Source organism: Bacillus sp. JNUCC-22, from assembly GCF_018861275.1.
GTDB classification, from domain to species: Bacteria; Bacillota; Bacilli; order Bacillales; family Bacillaceae; genus Bacillus; species Bacillus velezensis.
In genome coordinates this window covers 2,563,599-2,582,160 of the sequence record NZ_CP076408.1, presented here as the reverse complement: position 1 = coordinate 2,582,160, position 18,562 = coordinate 2,563,599, and the positions used below count along the sequence as shown (strand labels likewise).

General features: G+C 46.0%; 20 protein-coding genes. 17 read left to right on the top strand and 3 right to left on the bottom strand.

Annotated features, from left to right (window positions below):
* Positions 1-92: 92 nt before the first annotated feature.
* From mltG to JNUCC22_RS12400, 8 genes are all read left to right on the top strand, one after another.
* Positions 93-1,184, top strand: coding sequence for an endolytic transglycosylase MltG (gene mltG / locus JNUCC22_RS12435; protein ID WP_216061770.1), 1,092 nt, complete (start codon positions 93-95; stop codon positions 1,182-1,184).
* A 151-nt stretch (positions 1,185-1,335) separates the two neighbouring features.
* A complete protein-coding gene (locus tag JNUCC22_RS12430) occupies positions 1,336-1,989 on the top strand; it encodes an O-methyltransferase (protein ID WP_216061769.1) in 654 nt (217 codons plus the stop codon).
* Between the two features lie 6 nt (positions 1,990-1,995).
* Positions 1,996-2,925, top strand: coding sequence for a peptidase U32 family protein (locus JNUCC22_RS12425; protein WP_007408214.1), 930 nt, complete (start codon positions 1,996-1,998; stop codon positions 2,923-2,925).
* Positions 2,926-2,942: 17 nt separating this feature from the next.
* Positions 2,943-4,211: a peptidase U32 family protein gene (locus JNUCC22_RS12420; protein ID WP_216061768.1), complete on the top strand. Its 1,269-nt coding sequence runs from the start codon at positions 2,943-2,945 to the stop codon at positions 4,209-4,211.
* Between the two features lie 6 nt (positions 4,212-4,217).
* Positions 4,218-4,853: a uridine kinase gene (gene udk, locus JNUCC22_RS12415; RefSeq protein ID WP_003152763.1), complete on the top strand. Its 636-nt coding sequence runs from the start codon at positions 4,218-4,220 to the stop codon at positions 4,851-4,853.
* Between the two features lie 253 nt (positions 4,854-5,106).
* Positions 5,107-5,580: a transcription elongation factor GreA gene (greA, locus tag JNUCC22_RS12410; RefSeq protein WP_003152766.1), complete on the top strand. Its 474-nt coding sequence runs from the start codon at positions 5,107-5,109 to the stop codon at positions 5,578-5,580.
* Positions 5,581-5,633: 53 nt separating this feature from the next.
* A complete protein-coding gene (locus JNUCC22_RS12405; RefSeq protein WP_216061767.1) occupies positions 5,634-7,388 on the top strand; it encodes a peptidoglycan D,D-transpeptidase FtsI family protein in 1,755 nt (584 codons plus the stop codon).
* A 63-nt stretch (positions 7,389-7,451) separates the two neighbouring features.
* Positions 7,452-8,168 (top strand): YrrS family protein, encoded by a 717-nt coding sequence (locus JNUCC22_RS12400; RefSeq protein ID WP_025649670.1) that lies wholly within the window; start codon positions 7,452-7,454, stop codon positions 8,166-8,168.
* 39 nt (positions 8,169-8,207) lie between these two features.
* Here the strand turns inward: JNUCC22_RS12400 and JNUCC22_RS12395 are convergent, their stop codons facing one another.
* On the bottom strand, positions 8,208-8,411 hold the full coding sequence (locus JNUCC22_RS12395; RefSeq protein ID WP_007612782.1) for a YrzA family protein: 204 nt from the start codon (positions 8,409-8,411) through the stop codon (positions 8,208-8,210).
* A gap of 183 nt (positions 8,412-8,594) precedes the next feature.
* On the opposite strand from JNUCC22_RS12395, the gene JNUCC22_RS12390 reads away from it, so the two are divergent.
* From JNUCC22_RS12390 to JNUCC22_RS12370, 5 genes are all read left to right on the top strand, one after another.
* Positions 8,595-9,236, top strand: coding sequence for a class I SAM-dependent methyltransferase (locus tag JNUCC22_RS12390; protein ID WP_007612780.1), 642 nt, complete (start codon positions 8,595-8,597; stop codon positions 9,234-9,236).
* A gap of 20 nt (positions 9,237-9,256) precedes the next feature.
* Positions 9,257-9,952, top strand: coding sequence for a 5'-methylthioadenosine/S-adenosylhomocysteine nucleosidase (gene mtnN / locus JNUCC22_RS12385; protein ID WP_003152774.1), 696 nt, complete (start codon positions 9,257-9,259; stop codon positions 9,950-9,952).
* 47 nt (positions 9,953-9,999) lie between these two features.
* Entirely contained in the window at positions 10,000-10,923 is a 924-nt protein-coding gene (locus JNUCC22_RS12380) for an O-acetylserine dependent cystathionine beta-synthase (protein ID WP_032866645.1), read from the top strand.
* A gap of 1 nt (position 10,924) precedes the next feature.
* Positions 10,925-12,067: a bifunctional cystathionine gamma-lyase/homocysteine desulfhydrase gene (locus JNUCC22_RS12375; protein ID WP_216061766.1), complete on the top strand. Its 1,143-nt coding sequence runs from the start codon at positions 10,925-10,927 to the stop codon at positions 12,065-12,067.
* An 83-nt stretch (positions 12,068-12,150) separates the two neighbouring features.
* On the top strand, positions 12,151-12,381 hold the full coding sequence (locus JNUCC22_RS12370) for a YrhC family protein (protein WP_007408222.1): 231 nt from the start codon (positions 12,151-12,153) through the stop codon (positions 12,379-12,381).
* A gap of 39 nt (positions 12,382-12,420) precedes the next feature.
* Here JNUCC22_RS12370 and JNUCC22_RS12365 read toward each other — a convergent pair whose 3' ends face one another.
* Positions 12,421-12,912: a helical membrane plugin domain-containing protein gene (locus JNUCC22_RS12365; RefSeq protein ID WP_053103962.1), complete on the bottom strand. Its 492-nt coding sequence runs from the start codon at positions 12,910-12,912 to the stop codon at positions 12,421-12,423.
* A 17-nt stretch (positions 12,913-12,929) separates the two neighbouring features.
* Entirely contained in the window at positions 12,930-15,872 is a 2,943-nt protein-coding gene (fdhF, locus tag JNUCC22_RS12360; RefSeq protein ID WP_152908600.1) for a formate dehydrogenase subunit alpha, read from the bottom strand.
* 305 nt (positions 15,873-16,177) lie between these two features.
* Between fdhF and JNUCC22_RS12355 the strand changes: the two genes are divergently transcribed.
* The 4 genes from JNUCC22_RS12355 to JNUCC22_RS12340 all read left to right on the top strand — a co-directional run bounded on the left by JNUCC22_RS12355 (position 16,178) and on the right by JNUCC22_RS12340 (position 18,471).
* On the top strand, positions 16,178-16,546 hold the full coding sequence (locus JNUCC22_RS12355) for a Na-translocating system protein MpsC family protein (RefSeq protein ID WP_007408224.1): 369 nt from the start codon (positions 16,178-16,180) through the stop codon (positions 16,544-16,546).
* Positions 16,547-16,812: 266 nt separating this feature from the next.
* A complete protein-coding gene (locus JNUCC22_RS12350) occupies positions 16,813-17,613 on the top strand; it encodes a formate/nitrite transporter family protein (RefSeq protein ID WP_007408225.1) in 801 nt (266 codons plus the stop codon).
* Between the two features lie 389 nt (positions 17,614-18,002).
* A complete protein-coding gene (locus tag JNUCC22_RS12345) occupies positions 18,003-18,143 on the top strand; it encodes a YrzI family small protein (RefSeq protein ID WP_003152787.1) in 141 nt (46 codons plus the stop codon).
* Positions 18,144-18,315: 172 nt separating this feature from the next.
* Complete coding sequence (locus JNUCC22_RS12340; RefSeq protein WP_007408227.1) at positions 18,316-18,471, top strand: hypothetical protein; 156 nt, start codon at positions 18,316-18,318, stop codon at positions 18,469-18,471.
* The last annotated feature ends 91 nt before the right edge of the window (positions 18,472-18,562 follow it).

Genomic DNA, 18,562 nt, shown 5'->3' with positions numbered 1-18,562 from the left:
AAGCGCATATGCGCTTCGGCTTTTTTTTGTAATAAATTGCCGAATGCACATGAATCATGTAGTATAAGAGCTGTTGGGAGGAAAATACTTGTATGAATATCAATCAGACTAAAAATTCATTTCCGCGTAAAAACAAAAAAACGACGATAATACTGTCCTCCGTGATCGCTCTGCTTATCATCATTTGCGGTGCTTTTTTCTATGGAAAATCTCTGCTGTCTCCGGTTGACAAAGGCAGCAAAACGGCAGTCAATATTAATATTCCGAGCGGTTCTTCCGTTTCGGCAATCGCTGAAATTCTTGAGGATCAGCATGTCATCAAAAGCAAAAAAGCATTTCAGCTGTATGTGAAGTATAAAGGCGCTTCCGGATTTCAGGCGGGATTTTACCACCTGAATAAAGGAATGGATGCGGATGCGATTATCAAAAAACTGACCGCGGGATCAACGGGATATGCTTTTCAGATCTCCGTTCCTGAAGGAAAACAGCTTACGCAGATTGCGGATGCGATCGCAAAAGAAACATCATATTCAAAAGAAGAGATCATGGCGAAACTGGATGACAAAACATTCATCGGCAAACTGAAGAAACAGTTTCCTGATACGATAACGGACGCACTTTCAAACAAGAAGCTCAAGCATCCGCTCGAAGGCTATCTGTATCCGGCCACATATCCGTTTAATGATCCGGGTGCATCGCTTGACACGATTTTGACGGCAATGGTTCAGGAAACAAACACCCGTATCGAAACGTATAAATCTGAACTGGAAAAAAAGAAACTTTCCGTCCATAACGCGCTGACAATGGCATCGCTAATTGAAGAAGAAGCCACCGCCAAAGCCGACCGTCACAAAATCGCCAGCGTTTTTTACAACAGGCTCGAAGAAAAAATGCCGCTGCAGACTGACCCGACGGTATTATATGCGGCCGGTAAGCATAAAAGCCGGGTCTACTACAAAGACCTGAAAATTGATTCTCCGTTTAATACGTATAAACATAAGGGGCTGCCGCCGGGACCGATTGCAAATGCCGGTGATTCATCATGGGAAGCGGCTCTCCGCCCTGACAAAACGGATTATCTCTATTTCCTTGCAAAATCAAACGGCGAGGTCGTTTTCACCAAAACATTAAAAGACCATAATAAAGCGAAGGAAAAGTATATTTCCAAAAAAGACAGCGAATAAAAGGAGGGCAAAAGCTCTCCTTTTATTCCATTCTGAAAGGTTTTATGATAAAATATATCGGGTTGTTTACTTATGGATAAAGAAGTGTCTTAAGAGAGTGTCCCCGCGGATTCGTCAGGGGCACTCCTTTTTAGAACGGAGGCTGTTTGCCGTGAATGATCGGTATGAACAAATAAACGAGTATATAAACGCGATGCTGAAGCCTCGGCCTGATAAAGTGAAAAAGCTTGAAGCCTATGCAAAAGAGCACCATGTTCCGATTATGGAAGAAGCGGGCATTGAAGTGCTGCTTCAAATGCTGTCGATTCAACAGGCGAAAAACATTTTGGAAATCGGCGCGGCAATCGGATATTCCGCCATACGGATGGCGCTTGAGCTTCCGGATGCGAATATTTACACGATTGAACGGGACGACAAACGCTATGAAGAAGCTGTGAACAATATAAAAGACTTTGAAATGGAAAACCGGATTCACGTAATGCACGGGGATGCGCTGGATCTTTCTGAGTCTGTCCGTGTCACGGCTCCTTATGATGCCATTTTTATCGACGCGGCCAAAGGCCAGTACACGAACTTTTTTGAGCTCTATGAACCGATGCTTGCGCCGGATGGAGTCATTTTTACGGACAATGTTCTGTTTAAAGGGCTGGTGGCACAAAATCACTCGGACATTGAGCCGAAAAGAAGACGGAAGCTTGTTAAAAAAATTGATCAATATAACCAATGGCTGATGGACCGGCCTGACTATCAAACGGTCATACTGCCGGTCGGAGACGGCATCGCCATCAGTAAAAAGAAGAGGTGAAGGATCATGAAAAAACCTGAACTTTTGGTGACTCCGACTTCTGTACAGGATATTCTTCCGCTCATTCAAGCGGGCGCAACGGCCCTGTTGGTCGGAGAACAGAGATACGGCCTGAGACTGGCCGGTGAATTTTCAAGAGAAGATATAAAAGAAGCCGTAAAGACAGCTCATCAGGAAGGCGCGAAAGTGTACGCCGCCGTCAATGCTATTTTTCACAACGAAAAAGTGGACGAGCTGAACGGCTATCTTGCCTTTTTGCAGGAGGCCGGCGTTGATGCGGCTGTTTTCGGTGATCCGGCCGTTTTAATGGCGGCGCGTGAAGCGGCTCCCGAGCTTAAACTGCACTGGAGCACGGAAACAACGGGAACCAACTACTATTCCTGCAATTACTGGGGACGCAAAGGCGCACGGCGGGCAGTGCTGGCTAAGGAATTAAATATGGACAGCATCATTGACATAAAAGAAAACGCCGAAGTGGAAATTGAAATTCAAATCCACGGCATGACGTGCATGTTCCAATCGAAGCGTTCTTTAGTGGGCCATTACTTCGAATACCAAGGTAAAGTCATGGACATCGAACAGAAGAAAAAAGAAGCGGGGATGTTTCTGCATGACAAGGAACGGGGCAATAAATACCCGATTTTTGAAGATGAAAACGGCACGCACATCATGAGCCCGAACGATGTGTGCATGATTGATGAATTAGAGGACCTGATGGACGCCGGCATCGATTCTTTCAAAATCGACGGAGTTTTGAAGTCTCCTGAATACTTAACTGAAGTGACCCGCATGTACAGAGAAGCAATCGATTTGTGCTTCGAAAGCCGAGAGACATACGAAGAGAAAAAAGAGAGCTGGATAGAGCGGATTGAAAGCATTCAGCCTGTGAACAGAAGCATCGACACAGGATTCTTCTTTAAAGAAACGGTCTATTAAAAAGGAGGGTGCAACGGATGACAGCCGTAAATCAAACCATTTCCAAAGTCGTAAACGGAAAACGCGTCATTACGAAAAAACCTGAACTCCTTGCTCCGGCAGGAAACCTTGAAAAATTAAAAATTGCCGTTCATTACGGAGCGGACGCGGTTTTTATCGGAGGACAGGAATACGGACTCCGCTCAAATGCGGATAACTTCTCAATAGAAGAAATTGCAGAGGGCGTAGAATTTGCCAAAAAATACGGGGCAAAAATATATGTGACAACAAACATTTTCGCCCATAATGAAAATATGGACGGTCTGGAAGAATACTTAAAAGCGTTGGGAGAGGCAAAAGTTGCCGGAATTATCGTCGCTGATCCGCTGATTATTGAAACATGCCGGAGAGTGGCCCCGGACGTAGAAATTCACCTCAGCACACAGCAGTCCCTTTCCAACTGGAAAGCGGTGCAGTTCTGGAAAGAAGAAGGGCTTGACCGCGTGGTGCTTGCCCGTGAAACGAGCGGACTGGAAATTAAAGAAATGAAGGAAAAAGTGGATATTGAAATTGAAACCTTTATCCACGGCGCCATGTGTATTGCTTATTCAGGCCGATGCGTGCTGAGCAATCACATGACAGCCCGGGATTCCAACCGCGGCGGCTGCTGTCAGTCCTGCCGCTGGGATTATGACCTGTATCAGACAGACGGTGCAAACGCGGTCGCGCTCTATGGCGAAGAAGACGCTCCGTTTGCGATGAGCCCGAAAGATTTAAAATTGATTGAATCCATTCCGCAAATGATCGAGATGGGCATCGACAGCCTGAAAATTGAAGGCCGGATGAAATCAATTCATTACGTTGCGACGGTTGTCAGCGTGTATCGCAAAGTCATCGACGCATACTGCGCTGATCCTGAAAACTTTGTCATTCAAAAAGAATGGCTGGATGAGCTGGACAAATGTGCAAACCGGGATACCGCGCCTGCTTTCTTTGAAGGCACGCCCGGGTATGAAGAGCAGATGTTCGGTGAACACGGAAAGAAAACAACATTTGATTTTGCCGGTCTCGTGCTCGCGTATAACGAGGACACTCAAATGGTGACGCTCCAGCAGCGCAATTTCTTTAAACAAGGTGACGAAGTGGAATTTTTCGGTCCTGAAATCGACAATTTCACATTCACAATCGGCACTATTTGGGACGAAGACGGAAACGAGCTTGATGCTGCCCGCCATCCCCTGCAAATCGTTACATTTAAAGTAGACAAAAAGATTTATCCGAGCAACATGATGAGAAAGGGGAAGTAATCACCAATGGGTAAGAGTCCTGTAGTTATAGGCATCGCAGGAGGTTCCGGATCAGGAAAAACAAGCGTCACCCGTTCCATCTATGAACAGTTTAAAGGACACTCGATTTTAATGATCCAGCAAGACCTTTATTATAAAGACCAAAGCCATCTTCCGTTTGAAGAAAGGCTGAACACAAACTATGATCACCCGCTCGCATTTGATAATGACTATTTAATCGAGCATATTCAAGAGCTTTTGAATTACCGGCCGATAGAAAAGCCGATTTATGATTATAAACTGCATACGCGTTCTGAGGAAACCATTCCGGTTGAGCCGAAGGATGTCATTATTCTGGAAGGCATTCTCGTTCTCGAAGATAAAAGACTTCGCGACCTCATGGATATGAAACTTTATGTCGACACGGACGCGGATCTCCGTATCATCAGACGGATTATGAGAGATATTAACGAAAGAGGCCGTTCAATCGATTCTGTCATTGAGCAGTATGTGTCCGTCGTCAGACCGATGCACAATCAGTTTGTTGAACCGACGAAACGCTACGCGGACATCATTATTCCGGAAGGCGGACAAAACCACGTCGCGATTGATCTGATGGTCACGAAGATTCAAACGATCCTTGAACAAAATGCAATTTTGTAATACCATAGCATAGACATAAATAACTCAGACCATATTATGTATAGGCTGGAAGGGAATGAGACAGTTCCCTTCTTTCCCTGTTTATAAACCGAAACATTTGCAGAAAACACACATTCAGTTTAAGATAAACAGTACCTATATGGGAGAGAAGAACGAGGACTGCCCTGTGTTCTCATTCTTGATTTTTTCGTTTATGCTCTCATACATAATCACACGTTATTGTTGAGGGACAACCACCAAGGAGTGAAGGAACATGGCACAAGAAAAAGTTTTTCCGATGACTCACGAAGGAAAACAAAAACTAGAACAAGAATTAGAGCAATTGAAAACGGTTAAACGTAAAGAAGTAGTAGAACGCATTAAAATCGCAAGAAGCTTCGGAGATCTGTCAGAGAACTCTGAGTATGATTCTGCAAAAGAAGAACAGGCATTTGTGGAAGGGCGCATCACGACGCTTGAAAACATGATCCGCAATGCGAAAATCATCGAGGACGACGGCGGTTCAAATGTAGTCGGTTTGGGAAAAACCGTATCATTCATCGAATTGCCGGACGGTGAAGAAGAATCTTACACGATTGTCGGAAGCGCTGAAGCTGATCCGTTTGAAGGGAAAATTTCAAACGACTCGCCAATCGCCAAAAGCCTGCTCGGCAGAAAAGTGGACGAAGAAGTGACAGTTCAGACGCCGGGCGGAGAAATGCTCGTGAAAATTGTGAAAATTTCATAAGATCCGTTTAACAATGAAACACCTCGTCCAAAATGTGGATGAGGTGTTTTTTTATGATCGTATCAAAAAGGCTGAAAGCGGCCGTGATTTGTTTTCTGCTCGTGTTTTTCTTTCTGCTTGCGAGGCTGGCTGAAATTCAGCTATTTTTTACAGAATCTTTTTCAAAATCCAATATTAATCTGATTCAGGAAAGCGTCAAGCAGCGGACGGAAGAAGTCCTTATTTCAGACGGACGCGGCTCTTTTCTTGATCGGAACGGCAAAGAACTGACCGGAAAAAAGCAGCCTGCCGTCATACTGTTTCCCTTTCTCGTGACGCAGGATTGGCCGGTTGACCGGGTATCAGACATTCTCGGAATGAAACAGGGGGAGCTCAGGCAGCTGCTCACGGAAGCGAAAAAACCGGTGGTCCTGAACAGCAGAAAAATAAAACATTTGACGAAACAATCCGTGTCAAATATCAATTCTTTGAAATATCCCGGCATTTACGGCGTATATATGAAAGACAGCAAAGAAACAAACATAGCCGCTCATCTGTTGGGCGCGACAAACCAGGACCCTGAGCTTTTGAAAAAGAAATACCCCGGCAGGAAGGAACTGCCGATCACGGCAAAGATCGGGACAAGCGGGATGGAGCGGACGTTTGATGAGTTTTTACTGGCGGATCAGGACACAAAACTTTTGTATCATGTCGACGGAAGGGGAAACCCTTTATTCGGAATGGACGTCAAGTATACGGCTGAAGCAAACGCGTTTTATCCGCTGCAAGTCAAAACCTCCATCGACCGCAATATTCAAAAAGCAATGGAAGATGTATTGAAAGACCGCGGGTTAAAAAAGGGGGGAGCCGTCCTTTTAGACATTGAAAAAAGCAGTGTGCTCGGAATGGTATCAAAGCCTGACGCCGACATGTCAAAGCAGCAGACACTGCAAAATTACATGCTGACGCCGATTTATCCGGGATCAGTATTTAAAACGGTGATCGCCGCAGCCGCAATAGAACAAAACGAAGTGAAGCCGGGCACATTCTTTAACTGCAATCTCAACCTGTACGGAGAGCCGGGGGATGACAAAGGCACGCTCAGTTTTGGAGAAAGCTTTGCTCAAAGCTGCAATTATACGTTTACAAGTCTTGCGGAAAAATTGATCAAAAAAGATGATTCCGTTATTGAAAACATGGCGGAAAAACTCGGTCTCACACAGCGGGCGGGCTGGGAAGGCAAGCTGTACCGGGAAGACGGATTCAGGCAGCTGTATAATGAAAAAAGCGGGGTCATTTGGGGAGATGACAAAGACAAAACCGTAAAAAAAGCCGTCGCACAGACGGCGATCGGGCAAAAAAACGTGAAAGTCACGCCTCTTGAAGTCGCCAATATGATGGCGGCGATCGCGCGCGGCGGTGAAAAAAAACAAGTCAAAATCGCGGACAAAATTGAATACAAAAACAAAACGACGATGGCGTCATTCAAAGATCAGCCGTTAAAAGGGGAAAACATCGACAAATATACGGCGCAGCAGCTTCAAAAAATTCTCAGAGAAGTCGTCACCTCACCGAAAGGAACCGGCCGAAGGTTTCAGGACCTGCCGTATGAGATAGCAGGCAAATCGGGAACGGCCCAGACGGGAATGTTCACAAAAGAAAAACAGACGCTTTACCACAAATGGTTTGCGGGATACTTTCCCGCGGACAAGCCGAAATACGCTCTCGTGGTGCTGCACATGGACACGCCGGGGGATAAGGCTCTGACAAATACAGTGTTTTATGATATTGTTAAAAAGGTACATGAAAATGAAATAAATCAGACATAGAACAACCGCTCAGCCCATGTTAAAATATATGCTGAGCAAGAGGGATAAAGGAGTGCAGAATGATTGAGCAATAAACAATCTCGTTTTGAAAACCGTGATAAGCGCAGAAAAGCAAATATGGTGCTTAACATTTTAATTGCTATCGTATCTATTCTTATTGTCGTCGTTGCCGTCAGCCTCTTCATCAACAGTCCGTCGAGCGACGTGAGCGAAAAAGCGGACACGAGCCAGAAGCAGGAAACACCTGCATCAGGCAAGACGAAGCAGACATCGGATGAAGACATAAAAGACAGCAAAAAAGATACGGCATCAGACGATGACAAAAAAGATAAACAAGATAAGGACACATCTGATTCATCTTCAGACTCTGACAGCAAAAAAGACGATGATTCATCGAAAAGTGATGACAGCAGCAAAAAAGACTCTGATTCAAGCGATCCTTTTAAAGGCGCAAAAATAACAGAGGGCGGTTCATCAAGCGATGTCGAGAAAACAATTGTTAACCCAAAATGGAAAGCGGTCGGCACAAAGCAGACGGGAGAACATGCGGCGACGTATGACTCAAGCTCTGAAGACTGGGCCGAAATGCTTGACGCCATCTCTTACGCAACCGGCGTGTCAAAAGACCATATGACAGTGCTGTGGCTCGGAAACAATGGAAGTCCGCAAGATGCGAAGGGTAAAGTTTTAGACAAAACGAACGGCAAAAAGTATCAGGTCACCATCACTTGGAAAGACAAAAAAGGCTGGAAGCCGACAAAAGTAGAAACCTTAAAATAACCGCAAAAAAGCAGCTGATTATTCAGCTGCTTTTTTCTGTCATACGTCAGCTGAAAAATGCACCGACGCGCTGTAAAGGATTCTGCCGTCAACGGCCGTCACCTGATGGGATACGGAACGGACGCGAAGCATAATCGCCTGGTTGTTTTCAATCTGAACGTTTATTTTCTTTTCAAGCTCCTGCAAAGATGTCGCTTCGAAAAATTCTACTTTATCTTTGATTAAATCCAATTGAAAATTCATCAGTACAGATCCTCCTGATTTTTCTTCTGAGTCAATGAAAGTATAAGCCTTTCTGCCGTAATTGCGCAATAATCCCAAAGTATTTTAGTACCCTTCCATTCTTTTTTGTGATAGGATAGGAACTGTTCCACGATTAATCCATACTATACTCATAGGAATTATAAAATATGGAGAGTGAAAAATATGGGCCGTGAATTTATTCCTTTATTTGAAGATTGGGCTGCGACTTATGACGCCACAGTGCACGGGGCTGACAAACAATATGCTGCTGTTTTTAAAGGATATGACAATATTCTTGACAGCATTGTCGCACTTTCAGGTTCAAACGTTTTAGAGTTCGGACCGGGAACGGGGAATTTAACGGCGAAATTAGCCGCCGCGCACAAAAAGGTGTTTGGTGTAGAACCGTCTCCGTCAATGAGAAAACTGGCGGCTGACAAGCTTTCTGACAAAGCCGTGTTCAGTGACGGAGATTTTCTGGAGTTTCCCGCTCCGCCTTTTCAAATAGATACCATCGTCAGCTCGTACGCCTTTCATCATTTAACCGATGAAGAAAAGCGAACGGCTGTAAAGCAGTATGGCGCAATCCTTCAGAAGCATGATAAAATAGTGTTTGCCGATACTGTCTTTAAAGATCATGAAGCTTATAATGAAGCCATTCAAAAAGCAAGCCGAAAGGGCTATCATCAATTAGCGGACGATTTAAAGACGGAACATTATCCGACACTCGCGACAATGAAAAACATCTTTTCAGAAGAGGGATTTGCCGCGCGGTTTACGCAGCAAAATGACTTTGTCTGGATAATGGAGGCGATTAAACGGTAAATCGAAGGGATTGTGTATAAATGAAACTGGCAGTCATCGGAGCAATGGAAGAGGAAGTTACGATTTTAAGAAGCAAACTGAAAGACGCAAAACAAGAGATGATCGCTCACTGTGAGTTTACAACTGGCAGCTATGAAGGCGTCGAAGTCATCTTGCTGAAATCAGGTATCGGGAAAGTCAACGCGGCGATCAGCACGACGCTTCTGCTTGACCGTTTCAAACCTGATTATGTGATTAACACAGGCTCAGCGGGCGGTTTTCATCATACATTGAATGTAGGCGACGTCGTCATCTCAACAGATGTCCGCCATCATGACGTGGATGTGACGGCGTTTGACTATGAATACGGACAGGTGCCGGGTCTTCCGGCAGCATACAAAGCTGATGAAAAGCTGATCAGTATTACTGAGGAAGCGGTTTCTGAACTGAACGGCATTCAAGTCGCCAAAGGCACAATCGCAACGGGAGATTCTTTTATGAATGATCCGAAGCGGGTTGAAGACGTACGCGCCAAATTTGCGGATTTGTACGCGGTTGAGATGGAAGCTGCGGCTGTCGCACAGGTGTGCCACCAGTTCAAAACGCCTTTTGTTGTCATCAGAGCTTTATCTGATATTGCCGGAAAAGAATCTGACGTTTCATTTGATAAATTTTTAGAACAGGCTGCCGTTCATTCAACTGAGCTTGTCCTGAATGTCATCAAACGAATTCACTAAGCGGGGGATTCTCGTTCTCCTCCGCTTTTCCAGGAGGAGGACATATATTGAACGTGATAACAGATATTACAGAACTAATCGGAAATACACCGCTGCTCCGTCTCAAGCATTTTGATATACCGGAGGGAACAGCGGTTTATGCTAAGCTTGAGATGATGAATCCGGGCGGAAGCATTAAAGACAGGCTGGGCGGGATGCTCATTGAAGATGCGCTTCGCACGGGAAAGGTGAAACCGGGCGGCGTTATCATTGAGGCGACTGCCGGAAACACCGGGATCGGACTCGCTCTGTGCGCCAGAAAGCATCAGCTTCGCGCCATTTTTTGCGTCCCGGAGCATTTCAGCAGAGAAAAGCAGCAAATTATGAAAGCTCTCGGAGCGGACATCGTGCATACGCCGAGAGAAGAAGGCATGCAGGGAGCCATCCGAAAAGCGCTTGAACTGGAGAGAGAGATTAATAATTCTTATGCCGTTCTGCAATTTAAAAACCGAGTAAATCCATTGACTTACTACAAAACGATCGGACCTGAAATATGGAACGCGCTCGGCGGGGATATCCACGCTTTTGTCGCAGGAGCGGGTTCCGGCGGCACCTTTGCCGGTACGGCAGCTTATTTAAAGGAGAAAAATCCTGCCGTCAAAACGGTGATCGTTGAACCGGAAGGCTCGATCCTGAACGGAGGAGAGCCGCATGCCCATAAAACGGAAGGCATCGGCATGGAGTTTATCCCGGATTATATGGACGAGAACCATTTTGACGCCATTTACACGGTGGAAGACGATACGGCGTTTTCGCTTGTCAGAGAAGCGGCTGAGAAAGAAGGCCTCTTAATCGGAAGCTCTTCAGGGGCGGCTCTTTATGCAGCGCTTGAAGAAGCGAAAAAAGCGCCCGCCGGATCAAATATCGTCACTATTTTCCCTGACGGCAGCGATCGATATATAAGCAAAAACATTTTTCAAGGAGGCCAGTAAGATGAAGAAAAAAACGCTGATGGTGCACGGAGGAATTACGGGAGATGAAAAAACAGGAGCGGTTTCCGTACCGATTTATCAAGTAAGCACGTACCAACAGCCGAAAGCGGGCGAGCACACGGGTTATGAATATTCAAGAACGGCCAATCCGACGCGGACGGCGCTTGAAAGCTTAATTGCGGAGCTTGAAGGCGGCGCGGCAGGATATGCGTTCGGCTCAGGCATGGCTGCGATTACTGCCGTCATGATGCTGTTTGACAGCGGCGATCATGTTATTATGACGGATGATGTATACGGCGGCACTTACCGGGTGATGACAGGCGTGCTGAACCGCTTCGGCATTGAAGCGGACTTTGTCGATACGAGCAGTGAAGAAAAAGTCAAAAAGGCCATTCGCCCGAATACGAAAGCCATTTATATCGAAACACCGACAAACCCGCTATTGAAAGTGACTGACCTCAAACTGATGTCTGACATCGCAAAAGAAGCGGGCGTATTGCTTATCGTCGATAATACGTTTTACACGCCGTATTTCCAGCAGCCGCTCAGCTTCGGCGCTGACATCGTGCTGCACAGCGCGACAAAATATCTCGGCGGCCACAGCGATGTCGTCGGCGGCTTAGTCGTCACGGCTGATAAAGAACTGGGCGAAAAGCTTCATTATGTGCAAAACTCAACAGGCGGCGTTTTAGGACCGCAGGATTCATGGCTTTTGATGAGAGGCATTAAAACACTGGGACTCAGAATGGATGCCATCAATCACAGCGCCGGAAAAATCGCCGGGCTGCTTGAAGCGCATGATGCCGTTCAGACGCTTTACTATCCGGGATCAGCGAAACATCCGGGCCATGAGCTGACAAAAGCGCAAAGCTCCGGTTTCGGCGGAATGATTTCCTTTGATGTCGGCAGCAGCGAACGCGTCGACGCGTTTTTAGAAAAATTGAACCTGTTTACGATCGCGGAAAGTTTAGGAGCGGTTGAAAGCTTAATCTCCGTGCCGTCCAGAATGACGCACGCTTCGATCCCGCGCGACCGCCGGCTTGCGCTTGGCATTACCGACGGGCTCGTGCGGATCTCAGTCGGTATTGAGGATACTGAGGATTTAACGGCGGATGTGAAACAGGCGCTTGATTCACTTTTATAAAGAATGGATAGATTTACATTCTCTGTCGGCTGTCAGCTTGTATTATAATGTTGGTAGACTATAAAACTGGCAGGTGACCTTATATGGAGAAGAAAAGACTGAAATCATTAATAGAAGATTTTAAGCATTACGCATTTATTCTGCTTGCAGTCAGCACCTTCATTTATATCGGCGCGGTTCTTCCCGGACAAGGGCTGACTGCGGGCCAGAAAATGCTGATGTTTGTAACGGATTGTGTATTTTTAGCGGGCGCTTATTTCTGCGTTGACCGTTCACTTATTTATAAAAAGAGGCTGGAAGAGGCCGAAGAATAAAAAAAAGCCATTGTCTTTTGACAATGGCTTTTTCGTTTCTTATTCAGACGGGGTTTCGCGTAATTCTTTTCCCATTCCTTTTAAAAACTGCAGCCCGAAGCCGAGCGCGCGGTTAATATCAGGATCACCGAGGGCTTTCATCAGTTCAAACATACTGACTTTCCTGTCCTCTTTTAAAAATCTTTGCGCCTGATCCGTCCCGGCCATGGCGCTTTCTAAAAGTCTGCCCATAAATTCGGGATCAGCTTTTGACAGCGCGCCTCCCGCGGCCATCATCGTATTCAGGAGATTGGTGACAGGTTCCCGGGAAATCTGTCCGAGTGCGATTTTGGCAATCTCCTCTTTTGCCTGGAGCATATAGCCGGCGGCATCAAAAATGCCCAAGCTATTCAGCTCTGCCATGATGGACATCGTTTTCGCGACGGCTTCTTCATTTTCTGCGAGAAGCGTCTTCAGCTCTTCCAGTTTTTCAGCTTTCAGCTGTTCCTCTGTTTTCGTTTCTTTTTGAATTTCAGTAATTGGGCTTGCCATAATGTTTCCTCCTTTCCTTAATCAGTTAAGTGCACATAGCCCGGACGGTTCCATTTTCGCTGAGCTTCCACACCGTTTTGCGGATGACGTTTTTTGTTCCGCGGATTCGTTTTCGGAAGCGGCGGAGTATCACAGGAACCAAGCACTTCCATGCGGACTTTTGTCTGCTTATAGGCAGGTGTATGTGTCCGTGAATCATACGCAGGCCCGGTCAGGAAATTAATCGCAGAATCTTTATCTGTAGAGTTCATCGGCAGATAAAGCTCATTTGCGCGGACGCGGTCTGTCACAAGCGCGTTCAATTTAACCGCCCCAAAAGGAGAGACGAGCCGGATCATTGTCCCATCGCAAATTCCGCGTTCAGCCGCGAGCTCCGGCGATACTTCAACAAATACATCCGGAACTTTAGACTGAATGCCTTTTGACTTGTTTGTCATGTTTCCTTCGTGGAAATGTTCAAGCATCCGTCCGTTGTTAATATGCAGGTCATATTCTTCAGGGAATACAGCAGGCTCCACCCAATCGCTCAGCGCAAAACGGGCTTTTTTGTCCGGGAAGTTAAAGCCGTCTTCATAAAGAAGCGGAGTGCTTTCTCCCGTAAAGCTTCCCCATAGGAAGCTGTTCCAGCCGCTAAGAACGTCGTAGCTTGCTTTTCCGAACAGCGGAGAAAGGCTCGCCATTTCTGAGAAAATGTCGCTAGGATGCGTGTAATTCCAATCAGCGCCTAAACGATTGGCGACTTCCTGAATAATCCACCAGTCGGGTTTTGCATCGCCGAGTGTCGGAAGCGCCTGATACAATCTTTGCACACGCCGCTCTGTGTTTGTAAATGTTCCGTCTTTTTCAAGAGATGGAACCGCAGGCAGGATGACATCCGCGTATTGCGCCGTTCTTGAAAGGAAAATATCCTGCACAACAAAGAAATCTAGGCTGGATAAAATATCATGAACATGGTTGGCGTTTGAATCAACGAGCGCCATATCTTCACCGACGAGATACATGGCTTTCATGTTTCCTTCTTCAATCGCATGGAGCATTTCGATATTATCAAGACCCGGCTTGCCGTCAATTTCAACACCGTAAGCTTTTTCGAATTTAGCGCGTGCCGCATCATCGGTAATATGCTGATACCCCGGAAGCCAGCCTGGAAGAGTTCCCATATCGCAAGCGCCTTGAACGTTGTTATGTCCCCGCAGCGGATAGGCTCCGGCGCCCGGACGGCGGTAGTTTCCTGTGGCAAGCAGCAGGTTGGAAATCGCCGCTGATGTATCAGAGCCGCCTGTATTTTGAGTAACGCCCATGCCCCAAAGAACACAAGTACCGTCTGCATCACGAATCATTTCGGCAATGCGGATGATCGTATCCTGAGAAAGTCCGGTGATGCGCTCCGCATATTCCAATGTGTATTTTTCCAGCGTTTCTTTATAATCATCAAAGTAGTTGACATTTTCATCAATAAACGCTTGATCGTGCCAGCCTTGGTCAATCATATATTTCGTTACTGCCATGAGCCAGACCTGGTCAGTTCCTTGTTTCGGGCTGATAAAGAGGTCGGACCGTTCAGCCATTTCATTTCTGCGCAGATCGGCAACAATCAGTTTTTGGCCGTGCAGCTTATGGGCGCGTTTCACGCGTGTGGCCAGAACCGGATGTCCTTCCGCCGGATTGGCGCCGACGATGAGCACGAGGCCCGCTTTTGCGATATCTTTAATTGTGCCGGCGTCTCCGCCCATACCGACGGTGCGGAATAAGCCGTCCGTTGCCGGTGACTGGCAGTAGCGTGAGCAGTTATCCACGTTGTTGGTTTCAAATACTTGGCGTGCCAATTTTTGGATGACATAGTTGTCTTCATTCGTAATTTTAGAAGAAGAAATAAAACCGACAGAACCATTTCCGTGTTCGGCCTTGATCGAACCGAGTCTTGAAGCGACAAGATCAAGAGCTTCTTCCCATGACGATTCAACAAATGCGCCGTTTTTCCGGATAAGCGGTTTTGTAATCCGTTCTTCCGAATTCACGAAGTCCCAGCCGAATTTCCCTTTCACACATGTGGAAATCGCGTTAACCGGAGCATCGGAAACAGGCTGAATTTTAAGGATGTCACGTCCTTTTGTCCATACTTCAAAAGAGCATCCGACGCCGCAGAACGTGCAGACTGTTTTTGTTTTTTTCGTCCGTTTATCGCGCATAGCCGCTTCCACTTCAGACACGGCGAAGATGCTTGTATAGTCGGGTTCAACATTTTTCACTAAATCAATCATCGGTTCCATGACATCTTCTTTTATTCCTGTCATAAATCCGGCTTGGCCGATCATTGATTTTTCCATCAGTGCGTTACAAGGACAGACAGTGACACACTGGCCGCAGCTGACGCAGGAAGATTCATTAATGGCGACGCCTTCATCCCAAATGACCCGCGGGCGGTCGCGCTCCCAATCAATTGAAAGGGTCTCATTCACCTGAAGGTTTTGACACACTTCCACACATTGGCCGCAGGCGATGCATTGGTTCGGATCATAGCGGTAAAACGGGTGAGACATATCAACCGCGCACTTTGAATCATCTTTCGGCGTATACGGATATTTCTGATGCTCAATCCCCATCATTTCCGCTGTATTATGGAGTGTGCAATTGCCGTTGTTGTTATCGCATACCGTACAGTAAAGCAGGTGATTCTCGAGCAGGCGGTCCATGGCCTCTGTCTGAGCCTCTTTTACCCTTCCCGACGTAAGCGAGATGGACATCCCGTTTTCTGCAGCCGTGGAACAAGAGCGCTGCAATTTCCCGTTTACTTCAACAATACAGGTGTCACATGTTTGAATCGGATCCACTTCCGGTACATGGCAAATTTGCGGAATCTCAATTCCGTTTTGGTTTAAAATATCTAAAATCTTAGACCCCTCTGGTGCTTCATACTCCGTGCCGTCAATTTTGACACGGATAGACTGAACGTCTGTCACTTCCAATTCCCCTCCATCTTTTAAACTCGAAAAAAGCCATGCACATAGATACCGGCCTCCTGTCCGGAGAACGGTATAAATACGCATGGCGGAATAGTTCACTAGCAAGTCTTACTAACAGACCAATCCTATTTGTATAAAACGATAGACTCATAACACGTTTCCTATTACAAATCCATCTTCACTGCTTTTATTATAAGGTGATATTTATTATAATACAATACGAAAGGAAAACTTTAACCAAGTGAAATGTCACAAAGGGGAACCGGGAATGTCTTTCATAGGCTAAAATCGGAGGGGACAATATGTCTAAAAAAATTCATGAATTTAACGATATTATCCGGAAATTGCGCAAAGAATTATTTGGAAAGGGGCCTGAACGAATTCACACCGTTTTTGTGGATAACATGGCGGTATCTACACTTTACGGCAATCTAAGCGCAAGTGAGCAGTTTATCGCACGCACGCCTGAAGGAAGAGAAATGGTTCATGCGGCGCGAACCAGCTTAATTCAGGAGCTGTATTCAAAACAAACGCCTGACGGAATGGAAGAGCTCATCGGAGCAAAGCTTGTGCATCTGTTTTCAGATATTAAAATAGAGGAAAATATTGCTGTATCGGTGTTTGTCTTTGACCGCTCAATTGAAGAGCATAAAGAAGAAATCAAAAGCTGACAATATTCAATTGACACGAAATTGTCACATTTGATATGATATGAACTGCCAGCAGTGGCCTAAGGACGATTTTTTATGGAATGTGTGCATGATCTGTACATATTCTATACCGCATATTTTCATTCTGCTTGATATTGTTGTATGGGTATGCATACAAGTTAGGCAGCATTCAAACCCCGTTTTTTCAGACGGGTTAGTTGAATGCTGCCTTTTTTGTTAGGCGTCTTTGGAAACTGCGGGCTGAAATGATAAATGGAGGGGTTATTATGGCTTTTCGTAAACCGGACGAAATAGCGGAGCTTGCGGTCGAATCAGGGGTAAAAAAGGTGCATTCACCGCTTTCAGCACTGATTGTATTAGGATTTTTGGGAGGAGCGTTTATCGCACTCGGTTATTTGCTTGATATCCGTGTCATCGGCGACCTTCCGAAAGAATGGGGAAGCCTGTCGAGTTTAATCGGGGCGTCCGTGTTTCCCATCGGATTGGTGCTCGTCGTTCTTGCCGGCGCGGAGCTGATTACGGGAAATATGATGTCGGTATCCATGGCGCTGTTTTCCAGAAGAATATCCGCCGGTGCATTGGTGAAAAATTGGGTGATCGTGACGTTGATGAATCTTGTCGGCGCACTGTTTGTCGCTTACTTTTTCGGACATGTTGTCGGATTAACCGAAACAGGACCTTACTTGGAAAAAACAATTGCGGTCGCACAAGGCAAATTGGATATGCCGTTTGGAAAAGTCATTGTTTCGGCGATCGGCTGTAACTGGCTTGTCTGTTTGGCCGTCTGGCTTTCTTTCGGCGCAGAAGACGGAGCCGGAAAAATCGCGGGTATATGGTTTCCGATTATGGCGTTTGTCGCAATTGGTTTTCAGCACGTTGTAGCCAATATGTTTATCATCCCGGCTGCGATATTTGCAGGCTCTTTTTCGTGGGGTGATCTGATTGGCAATCTCATTCCGGCCTTTATCGGGAATGTCATCGGCGGGGCAGTGTTTGTCGGTCTTATTTATTTTATTGCATATTCAAAAAAAGATCAGAAAAAGCAAGGGATGAAAAGAGTTTCCTGAGGTAAGAAAGATGCCGGAAAACACGGACAATTGAAGCGGAATGCCAGCACATTTTCCGTCCAAATCTTGAAAAAAATGTTTACAAAATGGAAGCTGATGGATATACTTACAAAGTAAGAAAAAAGCAAAGGGAGGTTGAATCACATGACGACGTTAAACGGCAATCAAAATCTACAATTGAACCGATTCAGCCTGTGGAAGAGTTCGTGTCCTTCCTTAACCTCTGCCCGTCAAGCACGTTAATTTCGGAGTATCAGGACATTCGCAGCTCCCCGCAGGGAAAGAAGCACCGTCTTCTTTTGTCTGCGGATTTAGTCTGCCCGCAGCGCATATGAACTTTGCTGCGGGTTATTTTCGCTTGTGCGGATATTGAAAGGGGGTGAGCGATAATGACCATTAATCTTTTCTTTTTAACACTGACCATTTCAAAGCGTTTTAAAAGTGCGGAAGAGTATGAACGAGAACAGCAGGTCGAAGAGTTTTATAATGAAGCGAAAGAACGCCAGCTGAAACACTTTTATATGAACTAACGGACACGAAGGGCCAAAACGGAGGAGAAGGAGGAGATCATCATGTTCAGAATTGAACTGCTGAATCATTACACAATGGAGAAGGACCAGGTTTAGCGAGGATGTTGCTGTCACGTCGCAGACGGCCTGCATACCATGGTAAAGAAAGAAAAATTGGTAAGCGGGTGATAGCATGCAAGGCGGTCAGAACAGAATTCCATCCATCGGGCACGGGTATGCGTCAATGCCCCATTCATTTAAACACGGCTACGGCAACCCGTATCGCCGGCAGAGAATGGCGGCGCTTTCCCGGCAGACAAGATATATAGCACCGTATTATTGGTACTAGAGCAGGCGGAAAACCTACGTTTTCCGTCTTTTTTTTATGAAAACAAATATAAATTTCAAATAAATCGAAACGTTCATGAAGAGAAGTGCGT

Excerpts from the sequence above, each read along its gene's own strand:
- mltG (WP_216061770.1), top strand. The coding sequence starts at position 93 with ATGAATATCAATCAGACTAAAAATTCATTTCCGCGTAAAAACAAAAAA.
- JNUCC22_RS12425 (WP_007408214.1), top strand. The coding sequence starts at position 1,996 with ATGAAAAAACCTGAACTTTTGGTGACTCCGACTTCTGTACAGGATATT.
- JNUCC22_RS12420 (WP_216061768.1), top strand. The coding sequence starts at position 2,943 with ATGACAGCCGTAAATCAAACCATTTCCAAAGTCGTAAACGGAAAACGC.
- udk (WP_003152763.1), top strand. The coding sequence starts at position 4,218 with ATGGGTAAGAGTCCTGTAGTTATAGGCATCGCAGGAGGTTCCGGATCA.
- greA (WP_003152766.1), top strand. The coding sequence starts at position 5,107 with ATGGCACAAGAAAAAGTTTTTCCGATGACTCACGAAGGAAAACAAAAA.
- JNUCC22_RS12405 (WP_216061767.1), top strand. The coding sequence starts at position 5,634 with ATGATCGTATCAAAAAGGCTGAAAGCGGCCGTGATTTGTTTTCTGCTC.
- JNUCC22_RS12395 (WP_007612782.1), bottom strand. The coding sequence starts at position 8,411 with ATGAATTTTCAATTGGATTTAATCAAAGATAAAGTAGAATTTTTCGAA.
- JNUCC22_RS12390 (WP_007612780.1), top strand. The coding sequence starts at position 8,595 with ATGGGCCGTGAATTTATTCCTTTATTTGAAGATTGGGCTGCGACTTAT.
- mtnN (WP_003152774.1), top strand. The coding sequence starts at position 9,257 with ATGAAACTGGCAGTCATCGGAGCAATGGAAGAGGAAGTTACGATTTTA.
- JNUCC22_RS12375 (WP_216061766.1), top strand. The coding sequence starts at position 10,925 with ATGAAGAAAAAAACGCTGATGGTGCACGGAGGAATTACGGGAGATGAA.
- JNUCC22_RS12370 (WP_007408222.1), top strand. The coding sequence starts at position 12,151 with ATGGAGAAGAAAAGACTGAAATCATTAATAGAAGATTTTAAGCATTAC.
- JNUCC22_RS12365 (WP_053103962.1), bottom strand. The coding sequence starts at position 12,912 with ATGGCAAGCCCAATTACTGAAATTCAAAAAGAAACGAAAACAGAGGAA.
- JNUCC22_RS12355 (WP_007408224.1), top strand. The coding sequence starts at position 16,178 with ATGTCTAAAAAAATTCATGAATTTAACGATATTATCCGGAAATTGCGC.
- JNUCC22_RS12350 (WP_007408225.1), top strand. The coding sequence starts at position 16,813 with ATGGCTTTTCGTAAACCGGACGAAATAGCGGAGCTTGCGGTCGAATCA.
- JNUCC22_RS12345 (WP_003152787.1), top strand. The coding sequence starts at position 18,003 with ATGACCATTAATCTTTTCTTTTTAACACTGACCATTTCAAAGCGTTTT.
- JNUCC22_RS12340 (WP_007408227.1), top strand. The coding sequence starts at position 18,316 with ATGCAAGGCGGTCAGAACAGAATTCCATCCATCGGGCACGGGTATGCG.